This is a genomic window from Chitinophagales bacterium, assembly GCA_017303415.1.
GTDB lineage: Bacteria > Bacteroidota > Bacteroidia > Chitinophagales > Chitinophagaceae > SpSt-398.
The window spans coordinates 123036-135821 of the sequence record JAFLBJ010000002.1 but is presented as its reverse complement, the minus strand read 5'-3'; the positions used below and the strand labels follow the sequence as shown (position 1 = coordinate 135821).

Annotated in this window: 5 protein-coding genes and 1 pseudogene; 3 read left to right on the top strand and 3 right to left on the bottom strand. The window is 47.6% G+C overall.

Annotated features, from left to right (window positions below):
- Positions 1-136: 136 nt before the first annotated feature.
- The 3 genes and pseudogenes from J0M30_14345 to J0M30_14335 form a co-directional block, all read right to left on the bottom strand.
- Positions 137-1705, bottom strand: a pseudogene (locus J0M30_14345) (ribulokinase).
- A gap of 112 nt (positions 1706-1817) precedes the next feature.
- Entirely contained in the window at positions 1818-3623 is a 1806-nt protein-coding gene (locus J0M30_14340; GenBank protein MBN8668674.1) for a RagB/SusD family nutrient uptake outer membrane protein, read from the bottom strand.
- Between the two features lie 18 nt (positions 3624-3641).
- Positions 3642-6818 carry a TonB-dependent receptor gene (locus tag J0M30_14335; protein ID MBN8668673.1) on the bottom strand — a complete coding sequence of 1059 codons (3177 nt, stop codon included), beginning with the start codon at positions 6816-6818 and terminating at the stop codon, positions 3642-3644.
- A gap of 583 nt (positions 6819-7401) precedes the next feature.
- Here J0M30_14335 and J0M30_14330 point away from each other — a divergent pair.
- The 3 genes from J0M30_14330 to J0M30_14320 all read left to right on the top strand — a co-directional run bounded on the left by J0M30_14330 (position 7402) and on the right by J0M30_14320 (position 12782).
- On the top strand, positions 7402-9948 hold the full coding sequence (locus J0M30_14330; protein MBN8668672.1) for a glycosyl hydrolase 115 family protein: 2547 nt from the start codon (positions 7402-7404) through the stop codon (positions 9946-9948).
- A 66-nt stretch (positions 9949-10014) separates the two neighbouring features.
- Complete coding sequence (locus J0M30_14325) at positions 10015-11106, top strand: endo-1,4-beta-xylanase (GenBank protein MBN8668671.1); 1092 nt, start codon at positions 10015-10017, stop codon at positions 11104-11106.
- Between the two features lie 32 nt (positions 11107-11138).
- Complete coding sequence (locus J0M30_14320; GenBank protein ID MBN8668670.1) at positions 11139-12782, top strand: glycoside hydrolase family 43 protein; 1644 nt, start codon at positions 11139-11141, stop codon at positions 12780-12782.
- Positions 12783-12786: the final 4 nt, after the last annotated feature.

The following is a 12786-nucleotide window of genomic DNA, read 5'->3' as shown; positions in this document are numbered from 1 at the left end:
CCTTTTGATCGGCGGCGCTTACATTTCCAAAGGTGGCAACAACCAATCCGGACACAGGCAATTGCAGATTGGCTTCACAGGCCTGCTCCCGAATGGATTGGTAGGTTGATTTAGCGGATGTGCGTTTGCCACTGGTAAAATCGCCAAGCGATTTGTACCGGGCATATCGTTTATCGTAAAATGTAGTGAGTGATGGATCGGGTGTATAGGTTTTCTCAAATCCACGTCCCATTTTTTCCATGGCCTTATCCACGGTAGGATAGATTCCCGCCGCTACAGCGGCAAACATGCCCGCTCCCGCGGCACAGGTTTGTTCGCTCTGGTGAATACGGATAGGCATGCCTGTTATATTGGCCAGTTGCTGCATGACATAGGGCGATTTTTTTGCCACGCCGCCCAATCCGATCAATCCTTTTACCGGCACCGATTCCGATTGAAACCGTTCAATGATGGCGCGGGCGCCAAAACAACTCGCTTCCACCAATGCCCGAAAAATATCGGCGGCTGTTGTACCCAGGTTCAGCCCGGTGATGGCCGCTTTTAATTCCTGATTGGCATCGGGTGTTCTTCTCCCATTGATCCAGTCAAGCGCCAACACATCATCGTCTGATAAGGGAAGCGCGGCGGCTTCTGTACTTAGTTCATCAATGGAGCGGTTGACCAGTTTACTAAACCAGGCATAGAGGTCACCAAAGGCAGACTGACCGGCCTCCATCCCCATCATACCGGGTATGATGGAGCCTGTTACCTGACCGCAAATCCCTTTTACCAATACATCTTTTACTTCGGCAGCGGGGGCCACCAGCATATCACAGGTGGAGGTGCCCATTACGCGACTGAGGTAATAAGGTTCTATCTGTCCGCCCACAGCGCCCATATGTGCGTCAAATGCGCCGACACCTACGATCACGTCAGTGGACAACCCCAGTCGGGCAGCCCACTCCTTGCTTAAAGTACCGGCCTGCTGATCGGAGGCAAATGTTTTTTCATATAATCGATCACGGCAACCATCCAGTAAAGGATCGATGGCCATAAAGAATTCATTGGGGGGAAGTCCGTTCCAGTCGGGTGACCAGAGGGCTTTATGTCCGGCTGCGCAAACGCTTCGTTTCATTTCCCGGATATCCTTTCCACCGGTGAGTACAAAGGGAATCCAGTCACAATGTTCAACCAGCGAATAGCCATGCTGGCGAATCGAATCATCCTGTCTTAATAAGTGAAGCCATTTGGCCCAGAACCATTCGGAGGAATAGATACCACCCACATATTGAAGATAGTTAACGGGGAAGGTGGCTGCTACTTCATTGATCCATGCGGCTTCGCGCACAGAGGTATGGTCTTTCCATAAAACAAACATGGCATTCGGGTTTTCTTCAAAACCCGGCAATAGCGCCAGGGGCACGCCATGCTTATCCGTAACAACCGGTGTGGAGCCGGTGGTGTCAACCGAAATGCCTTTAATATTTTTTTGAACCTTATCCCCTGCTTTGCTCAGGCATTCACGGATGGTATTCTCCAATCCTTCTATATAGTCCAATGGATGCTGGCGAAACTGGTTTTTGGCGGGATCGCAATAAGCGCCTTTTTTCCAACGGGGATAATAATAAACGGAGGAAGTCAATTCCATTCCGTTTGCCGTGTCGAGGATGACAGCCCGCACCGAATCGGTGCCATAGTCAACGCCAATGACATAACCTTGGTTCATGAGGAAATCAATATAGTATAAATAAGTATCAATTGCTCCATCTTTCATAAAAAAGGGGCAGGTCAATGACCTGCCCCACATGTATCACTCCAGTAGAAATCTTAAACTAAGATCAATAGCCAGGGTTCTGTGGGAAGGCCGGGCCTTCGGTCACGCGATCGATCTGGCTTTGCGGAATCGGGCGTAGCACATGGAAACTTTGGATATTGGGACCTGCTTCGGGGTTCCATTCCTGGATACGACGTACCAATGATTGGGTACGGACCAGGTCATGCCATCTTTGCCATTCGCCAAACAATTCACGGCTGCGTTCATCCAATATAAAGTCAACTGTTACATCACCCGGTGTAATCGTCATGGCAGCCACGGCTGCAGCATTTTGCGCGGGTGTATTGGTTTTCCGGAAAGCGGCACGTTGACGGATCACATTCAGCATGGCTGCTGCATTGACATTATCGCCAGCTTTGAAATAAGCTTCGGCTGCTACCAGGTAAACTTCGGAGAAACGATACAATACGCAAGGACGGGTTGATGGGTCATTAAAGTTAGAGCCACGGCTGGGGTCCATGAATTTTTTCAGTGCGGGGAAGATCGTATTCGACCAGAGGCTGGGCGGAGCGATCGTGCCTTTGAACGGACGCGTACCATCAAACTGAGGTGCGCCTGTCACTTCAAAATCAGGAAGCCAGATAGCGGTATCACCTACAGCGAGTGTATAATCAATACCACGGCTGTTGTTGGCGGCACCAGCTGTATTGTTGGTGGCTTTGTTGGCGATATAAACAGTGTAGAAAGAATTCTGGAAACGGGAATCATTGTTCCGTTGTGTAAAGGCACGATCGAGGAAATAGTTCTTTCCTGCGTTCGGGCCAGTGGGCCAGAAATAACTGTTGGGACGCATCCGGATATAAGGGCGACCATAGTAGGAATCGCGGATCATGGTGGTTGTTCCACTGTTCACAAGTACATTGGAAGCATTCTTATAGGAGTTGATCCCCCAGTTGGGATAGTTGAAATTGGTAAACCAGGGGGACAAGTTTTGGGCGGCGCCACCGCTGGCTGCTCCACCTACCGTATAATATCCATATTTAGGGTCCATGCTGTGGTCGCTTACGAACATGGTTTCTTTGCCATAATCATTTGCGGGCACAAAGGCATCACCAAAATCCTGCCAAAGATCCAAACCATAGGTGGCCTTATTGGCAATGATCGTGGAGCAGATAGTAGAAGCCTGAACAAAATCAGCATTGTTATTGGTCAGCCATCCACGGGTGAGATAGGCTTTGGCCAACAGAAACTGGGCTACTGGTTTAGTAGCTGCTTTCCCCAGGAAGGGGGCTGTTGGTCTGTCGGGCAGATCTGCCGATGCTTCGGTCAGGTCCTGCAGAATCAGATCATAAATCTGCGATACAGGTTGGCGCGAAGCGGCCTGTGATGGAACCGTGATGAACTCAGTGTGAAGCGGTACATCTCCAAATGTTTGCACCAGATAGAAATACCAGAATCCACGGAGGAATTTGGCTTGTGCCAGGTATTGTTTCCGGGTGGCATCGGGGAGGTCAATGGTTTGACCATATTGCAACACCCCGTTGAGGGTATTGATATCCTGAAAAGCAATATTCCAGGCGGCGCCAAAATTACTGGCATTTAATCCATTATAGGTAGAGATAGGGGCACTACCGCTGGCTCCGAGGATGAATTCATCCGTACCGGCCTGCATTTCGTTGGTAAAGCCTTCCGTACCCCACTGGCTACGCATGTCATTGTACACACCGGCGATCCCTCCCAATACCCCGGCAGGGCTATTGAAAAAAGAAGGAACGACTTGCGCCTGAGGTTTTTCCTCCAGGAGCTTCTTACAGCCGGTGCCTGAAACAACTATCGCTGCGATCGCTATTGCATATTTTATGTATTTCATATCGAACGATTGAATAGTTTAGAATTTAAGATTTACACCAAAAGTGAATTGACGAACCGGAGGGTTGTTCAGGTTCACACTTACCTGTCTGGTGGGGGTACTTACATCACCTGCACCTGTAGGCGTTACAGAACCACCATAACCATTTCCTTCCGGATCAGGTCCAAAACCATCTCTTACAAAAGGTGAGTAGATGATAAACGGATTGGTCGCATTTACATAGACACGTGCATAGCTGATACCTGTTTTTTTCAACAGACGGGCAGGTACACGATATCCAAAGTTGATGCTCCGGCATTTGATAAAGGAACCATCCTGATATCCAAGAGTTGAACCATACAGAAAGCGGTCGGTACCAGCATCGGGTGCAGGGAAGGCATTGGTCGGGTTATTCCGAGTCCAATAATCCACCTTAAGTTGGTTCACGCGGCTCTGCATAAAGAAAGGATAACCATTACTACCACCATCAGCGGTGAGGTAAGGAACCAGTACTTTCATACCCATTCTGGCGTAAACAACCACGGAAAGATCAAAATCACCATAGGAGAAACGGTTGGTTAAACCACCTTCCCATTTGGGTTGGAAGTTTCCAAGGATCTTCCGGTCGGCGGGTGTAATGCGGTTATCTCCGTTTACATCTTCTACTCTGATCTGGCCGGGATATTGTGTCGGGGCCAATTGAGCGGCTATGGTTCCTTTGATGGAATCATCCAGTTGCCAGATGCCTAATTTATTATAGTCATAGATCACAGTCAAAGGATGTCCGACAAACCAACCGGCGGCAATATTCTGCAATTCGGTTGGTGTGGTCAACTCGGTGATCTTTTCCCGATTGAAGAAGTAGGTGATGTCGGCGCTCCAATTGAACCCTTTAGGGTTGCGAATGGGTTCAACAGTTAGAGCTACTTCCACCCCTTTACCTTCTGTTCTACCAAGATTTTTAAAGGTAGAACTTGCTCCATTAGAAGCGGGAAGGGGTACAGGGAGAAGGATATCCTTTGTTTTCTGATGATAGTAATCAACCGAACCGGTAATACGGTTATCCAGGAAACCAAATTCCAAACCAATATCGATCTGGGAAGTGGATTGCCATTTGAGGTCGGTTGCAGGAAGGGTCGTAACTGTATAAGCCAATGCCTGACCAGCAGTAGAAGTTCCAAAGTTATAATACCCGGCTGAAAGGGCTCCCAGGGTAGAATAAGGTCCTACGTTACGGTTACCGGAGATACCCCAGCCACCACGTAGTTTCAGGTTGGAAACAAAATCAAGTTTTTCCATGAATTTCTCATCAATCACATTCCATCCCAAACCAATGGCGGGATAGTTGAAGTATTGGTTACCGGGTGACAGGGTAGAAGAACCATCCCTTCTCATGGTCAGGGTTAACAAATACTTGTCATCGTAGGCATAATTAATACGTCCCATGTAAGAAACCAGGCCTTGTTCAGTAAATGACTGGTTTCCGGGATTGGCAACGGGTGTTCCGCTGGCCAGACCAAAGTTGGCATTACCGATATAGTCAGCAGGTACACCGGTAATGGTGAAATTGCTTCCTTGTGAATGGTCTTTGGTGATCTCAAACAAACCGGTGAAACCGATCTTATGTTTTTCGGCAATGGTCTTATTATAATATAAGAGGTGTTGCAGGTTGTAATTCCAAAACTCTGTATTGGAAATAGTGGCGTTGGAAGAAGACTGTACAACAGCGGTATTTACGTAGGTGTTAGGACCAGAATAACCGTTGAAAGCCGATTGGCTGAAGTTCAAACCGGCATTGAAACGATAGCGCAATCCGTCCATCAGTTTCACCTCTGCATACAAACTGTTGAAGCTGCGAATAGAGCGGCTGCGGGAAAGAATGGCATCCGATTTCGTGATCAGTGTCAGCGGGCTCACAGCGGCCGCGTCAATAGATCCAAAAGCAGGATTCAGGTTAACCGTTCCATCGGCATTATAAGGGCTGGCCAAAGGAGTCAACCGGGCCAAACCGCCGGGAATACCACCACCACCTGGGTTATTGGTATAGGTCAAGGTATTCATGGTATTCAAACCGATCTTCACGCGGTTGCTGATCTTTTGATCGAGTGTTGCGCGAAGATTAAAACGGTCGAAGCGTTGGTTAGGGATGATGCCTTCTTCGCGGAAGAACCCGGCACCCATACCAAACTGGGTCATTTCAGTACCACCCTGCAAACTCAGTTGATGACTTTGCATATGCCCTGTTTTGTAAATAAGATCCTGCCAGTCGGTACTTACACCGGCGGCCAGCGCATCTTTTTCCAATTGGGTCAGGAGGTAAGAAGAAGTGAATTGGCTTCCAGGCCAACCGGTACGGTTGTAGGCAGCACCATCTTCTTTGAACTGGGCATATTCTTGTCCGTTGAATACTTTGTATTTGGACATAATATTAGTGACACCATAATATCCATCATAGGAAATAACTGGTCTTCCGACCTTTCCTCTTTTGGTGGTCACCAGCAAAACACCACCCGCACCACGTGAACCAAAGATGGCAGTGGCGGAGGCGTCTTTCAGGATCTCGATGTTGGCGATGTCATCCGGGTTCAGGTCATTCAGACCGCCATAAGGGATACCATCCACCACCACCAGTGGGCCGTCGAGTGCATCGGCGGAGCCTTGTGAAGTGGTCAGGGTTCTGTTACCCCGGATCCGGATCTGGGCTTGTGAACCGGGTGTGGCTCCATTACTTACAATGGATACCCCGGCTGCACGGCCTTTTAATTGATTGAGTACGTTCGGGGCCGGCACTTCTTTCAGAGTGGCCTCGTTGACCGAGATCACCGCACCGGTTACATCCCGTCTCCGTTGGGAGCCGTAACCTACTACGATCACCTCACCCATACTACGGGCATCAACTGCCAGTTGTACAGATAGCTCCGCGCCTGTAACTGTCACTTCCTGGGTAAGATAACCCACATACGAAATGACCAGGACAGTACCCGGATTGGCATTAATGGAAAAATTACCCGAATTGTCGGTCGTGGTTCCGGTACTTGTACCTTTTACTGAAACAGAAGCGCCGGTAACCGGACTACCCGTTTCATTCTGTACTTTACCCACCACTCTACCCTGAGCAAATGTCATCAGAGCAGCAGCAATAAAGAAGGCAAATAAACTCAGTCTCTTCCAGACTGCGTTGTAGTGCGTTCTTTCATAAGCAAGTTCGTGTTTCATGTTATTTGATTGTATTAGCAAGTGAAGAATGGAAGATTTCATTGGGGTCGACCATGGTTTTTATCCATCGGCATACCAGGTTTCTTTGGTAAATGACCCATTAACATCCGAAAACAGAGGGGGGGAATTGATAGCTTGCTTGAATATCCCCCGGTGAAATGAGGACAACAGCAGATTTTTATTTTTCATATGGCTATAGGCCATACTGCAGAAATTTAGCAGTTGATCGAAGTAGTTTTTAGCAATCGCTAACGAAAATAGAGGTTTAATTTGAAAATGCAACCGATTGCAATAAATTTTTTTTAAACCTCCCCTTCCTGGCATTTTAATCCCAGACCCCTAGTCCACGTCCTAACTATTTTATTTACAGCAAAATGGGCGAAAATCAGGCTGATAGGGTCATTCATCCCACTCATAGACCGTTTCATCATTAGCCCCTTAGCCCAAACAGGTAAGGCCTCTAACCCAAAAAATTCTAATTGGGTGAAAATAAATTTCACGATCTTTAGGCAACCGATTGCAATTATTAGCCTATAAACATGGCTCATTTTTCCTTTTTGATTTACCTACAACCCGGGAGAAAATGAAAAAGCACATGATACTCCTGCTCCTGATGAGCCCCCTCTTATCCAGGACACAAAACCTGCTCAGCAGCGATATAGACAAAAACGCCTTCCCCCTCGGCAACTGCACCATTGTATCAGCACCCGATGAAGCACCCCTGGTAGGATTAGTAGTGAGTTGGCTGCAAAAAGACATTCAATCTGTAACAGGGAAAGCACCCATAACAGGTAATGCCTTACCAAAGAAAGCCGAAACCCTGATCCTGGTTGGTACTGCTTCCTCTTCTCTTTTGCCCATGGCCCTGCCACGAATGGATATGTCCAATTGGTTTAAAAAGGATAGCTGGGAAGCTTTTCGCATACAGACCATAGATAACCCGGTGCCGGGTATCAATCAACTTATTCTCATCGTTGGCAGTGACCGTCGAGGTGCCGCCTTTGGTGTAGCCGAATTTTCCACACAGATCGGAGTGTCTCCCTGGAATTGGTGGGCCGATGTGCCGGTAAAAAAACAGGCCCAGCTCCGGATCAAAAGGAATTTTTTACTTGCCGATCATCCCCGGGTAAAATACCGCGGCATATTTATCAATGACGAAGCCCCTGCCCTGTCAAACTGGTCGAGGGAAAAATTCGGCGGCTTTAACCACCTGTTCTATGAAAAGGTGTTTGAACTCATCCTTCGCCTGAAAGGAAATTATATCTGGCCCGCCATGTGGGGCAATGCCTTTTATGATGATGACTCACTCAATATCCGTTCTGCAGAAAAATACGGGATCGTGATCGGCACCTCGCATCATGAACCATTGATGCGCGCCCATGATGAGTGGAGACGATATGGCAAAGGCAAATGGAACTATGATAGCAATGAAGTATTGTTAAAAGCCTTTTGGCGCGAGGGCATGAAGAGGGCTACCAACGAAAAGATCGTGAGTGTGGGCATGCGGGGCGATGGAGATATGCCAATGTCACGCGAAACCGCCACTTCCCTGCTGGAGCGAATTGTAAAAGACCAGCGCGAGATCATTGCCGACGTAACCGGCCAACCTGCTGCAAAAACGCCACAGCTTTGGGCACTCTATAAAGAAGTACAGGATTATTATGACAAAGGCATGCGGGTACCGGATGATGTAACCTTATTATTATGTGATGATAACTGGGGTAACCTGCGCAAACTTCCCAAACGAGAGGATAAGCCCCGCACCGGTGGATATGGCATTTATTATCACTTTGATTATGTAGGCGGCCCCCGCAATTACAAATGGGTGAATACAAATCCACTCCCGAAGATCTGGCAACAGATGAACCTGGCCTGGGAATATGATGTGCGTCAGATCTGGATCGTGAATGTGGGTGATATCAAACCTATGGAACTCCCGATCTCCTTCTTTATTACCTATGCCTGGAATCCGGAAAAAATAAAGGCGACCGATATTCAGGCCTTCACCCGAAAATGGGCGGCTGATCAGTTTGGAAAAACCTATGCCAATGAGATAGCGTCCATCCTATCCCTTTATGCCAAGTATAATGGCCGTCGCAAACCAGAGTTGCTCGATGCAGACACGTATAGTTTCAACTATGACGAATGGCCAAGGGTGGTAAAAGAATACACCGATCTGCGGGAACGCGCCAAATCCATTGCCACTAAATTACCGGCCGAATACCATGATGCCTATTTTCAATTGGTACTCCATCCCGTGCTGGCCTGCTCGAACCTCTATGAAATGTACTACAATCATGCCTTATATAAACAGGCCTATGCGCTAAAACTTCCTGAAACAAATACCTATGCCGCCAGGGTAAAAGATCATTATTTGAATGACTCACTCATCACGCGGCAATACCATGAATTGGGTAACGGGAAATGGAACCATATGATGAGCCAAACCCATATCGGGTACACTTATTGGCAACAACCCCCCGTACAGAAAATGCCAGCGATGACCCTGCTGTCGGAAGATTCCATTCAACATGGAGCCACTACACCACGTGTGAACAGACCTGCGCTTGTAAAAGGAAATAAAGGCCCTGTATTTCATGAAGACAGAAATATCGGTATCTCGATCGAGGCAACAAACTATAGCCGGGCGATTGAAACCAAAGAGATCAAATGGGTAAAACTTCCCGATCATGGAAGAACAGGAAATGCGGTCACTGCATTTCCTGTCACTGCACCAGCTTCCACGCCGGGACAAGGCTCACCCTGTCTGGAATATGATATCTATACCGTAGGCAAGGATTCGGTAACCCTCTATGCCTACTTCACACCGGTGCTTAATTTTCACAATATGGAAACAGGCACCCGCTATGCGGTTTCCATCGATGGGGAAACGCCACAGATTATCAGTCTGAATAAAGAAGACAAAACGAGCGACCGCGGTATCTGGAACAAATGGGTGGGCGAAAGCATCATTATCCGTTCCAGCCGTCACTTTTTAACCCAACCGGGAAAACATAAGATCCGTATCTGGCGTGTTGACCCGGGTGTAGTACTCCAAAAACTTGTGCTGGACCTCGGTAAACTCAAACCCAGTTTTCTTGGTCCCCCCGAAACTACAAATCCACAATAAAACTATACTGGCATGAAAATTAATTCGCTTTTTGTTGTATGCTGCCTCGTTACCCTCACCGGGTTGATGTCTTGTTCCTCGTCTAAAAAGAATGCAGCCGGCAATCAACTTCCTTCGCTAAAAGAAATATACAAGGACGATTTCAAGATCGGCGCCGCCTTGAACAATTGGCAGATCGAAGAAAAAGATACAATATCGGTCAACCTGATCCCTCAACAATTCAATGTGGTTACCCCGGAGAATATCATGAAGGCAGAGGTGATCCATCCCCAATGGGATAAATATGATTTTACGATGGCCGATAAGATCGTTGAATATGGAAACAAGCACGGGATCGGCATCAATGGACATACCCTGGTCTGGCATAGCCAGATGCCGGCATTTGCCCGTCGCATGCAAAATGTGGATTCTTTCCGCACCTTCTTCACCGAGCATATCAAAACGGTGGCATCACGCTATGATGGTAAAGTATTGAGCTGGGATGTGGTCAATGAAGCACTGAATGAAGATGGCACCATGCGTAATTCACCCTTCTTACAAAAGCTGGGGCCTGATTTTGTGACCGAGGCTTTCCGCCTGGCACAGGCTGCCTCGCCCCGTTCAGCCCTTCTCTACAACGATTATAATAATGAACAACCTGCCAAACGTGCCGGCTGTATCACGATCATCAAAAAAATTCAGGCCGCGGGTGTCCGTATAGATGGTGTGGGTATACAAGGTCACTGGCATGTAGGCCGTGTTCCTTTTAAAGACATCGAAGAAAGTATTCTTGAATATGCGGCATTGGGTATTAAAGTATCCTTTACGGAACTGGACATCGAAGTGCTTCCCCGGAATTTTCAGGGAGCTGATGTAAGCCAGCGTATGCAGCAGGACCCTTCGCTCAACCCCTATGTAAATGGTTTACCGGATAGCGTACAGCAACAATTGGCCAAAGATTATGCCCAGCTTTTTCAACTGTTCCTGAAACACCGGGATAAAATTGAACGTGTCACTTTCTGGGGCGTACATGATGGTCAAAGCTGGCTGAATGGCTGGCCTGTGAGAGGACGGACCAATCACCCCTTATTATTTGACAGAAAGGGCCAACCCAAACCGGCTTTCAAAGCCGTAGTGGAAGTGGGAGAAAAATCGTCCAAGTCACTTCGAGGTTTCTAAGTAAAAAAAACTGCAATAACAATTAAATACGCATGAAAAGAATCGTCCTTGCCATCCTGTTGATGGCCCAAGGTCTGCTGACCCAGGCTCAATATGTTCAAAATCCTATTCTCGCCGGATTCTATCCGGATCCAAGTATCTGTCGCGCCGGAAATGATTATTACATTGTCAATTCCTCCTTTGCCTATTTCCCGGGATTACCATTATTTCACAGCAAAGACCTGGTGAACTGGCAACAGATCGGTTATGCGTTGGACAGACCCGAGCAATTGAACCTTGATAATGCCCGCATTTCCGGTGGACTCTATGCACCGGCGATCAGTTATCATAATGGACTTTTCTATATCGTTTGTACCGAGGTGGGTAGCCTTGGAAATTTTGTGATCACGGCCAAGGACCCCAAAGGTCCCTGGAGCCAACCGGTTAAATTGCCGCAGGTCAATGGGATCGACCCTTCCCTTTATTTTGAAGGCGACAAGGCCTGGATCGTTTACAACAGCATTCCACCCGATAATATTTCTCTGCATAATGGCCACCGTACGATCCGGCAATACGCTTTTGACCCGGTCAAACTTCAGGTCACAGGGGAAGAGAGAATTCTCATTAACGGTGGAACAGATATGGCCAAGAAACCTGTTTGGATCGAAGGGCCGCATATCCTGAAAAAAGATGATTGGTATTTTCTCATTTGCGCCGAGGGAGGAACAGGTTATAATCACTCTGAGGTGGTGTTTCGCAGCAAATCGCCCGAAGGGCCATTTGTTACCTATGAAAAAAATCCCATTCTGACACAACGCCATTTGGATCCCACCCGTAAAGATCCCATCACCACTACCGGTCATGCCGACCTGGTTGAAGGGCCCGATGGAAAATGGTGGGGTGTATTTCTGGGTTGCCGACCGTATGATGGCGATCACTACAATACAGGCCGCGAAACCTTTATCGCCCCGGTAAGTTGGGAAACCGGTTGGCCGGTGTTTGACCTGGGTGGGGAAACGGTGAAATATCAATACCCCATCGCCGGTATAAAAGATACTAAGACTGCGGGCTTTAACGGCAATTATCATTTTAAGGATGGGTTTAGTGACCCTGTATTGAATATCCGCTACCGTTTTCTGCGTACCCCACGGAGTAGCTGGTATAGTTTGACTGAAAATCCAGGTTATCTTACCCTGAATACCCGATCAGAAACCTGTGAGGACAAGGCCAATCCTTCCTTTATCGGTTTTCATCAACCCCATCTCAAAGGGGAAGCGACGACCTGGATGAAGTTCAATCCCACCAGCGACAAGGAAAAAGCCGGGCTCCTGTTATTTCAAAACGAAAAAGCGTACTATTATATCTGTCTTTCCGTCAAGGAAGGAAATACAATGGTGCAATTGTTTAAAGGAAAAGAATTGGTCAGCTCCGCTCCGGTAAAAGTAAAGGCAGGAAAAGAGATTGGTTTCCGTATTACGGCCAACAGTGATCGGTATGCATTTTCCTACGCAGTGAAGAAAAACAAATGGATCACTTTGTTGGACAACGTGGATGCCCGTGAACTGAGCACCAAAACGGCTGGCGGGTTTGTGGGTTGTCTGTACGCTCTTTATACGACCTCGAATGGTGAACCCTCTACCAATAAAGCAAGGTTTAATCATTTTGAAATAAGCAATAAAGACGATATTTATAAATGAACCA

Bases quoted from the DNA above. Each gene is read 5' to 3' on its own strand.
- J0M30_14340 (MBN8668674.1), bottom strand. From the start codon at position 3,623: ATGAAATACATAAAATATGCAATAGCGATCGCAGCGATAGTTGTTTCA.
- J0M30_14335 (MBN8668673.1), bottom strand. From the start codon at position 6,818: ATGAAACACGAACTTGCTTATGAAAGAACGCACTACAACGCAGTCTGG.
- J0M30_14330 (MBN8668672.1), top strand. From the start codon at position 7,402: ATGAAAAAGCACATGATACTCCTGCTCCTGATGAGCCCCCTCTTATCC.
- J0M30_14325 (MBN8668671.1), top strand. From the start codon at position 10,015: ATGTCTTGTTCCTCGTCTAAAAAGAATGCAGCCGGCAATCAACTTCCT.
- J0M30_14320 (MBN8668670.1), top strand. From the start codon at position 11,139: ATGAAAAGAATCGTCCTTGCCATCCTGTTGATGGCCCAAGGTCTGCTG.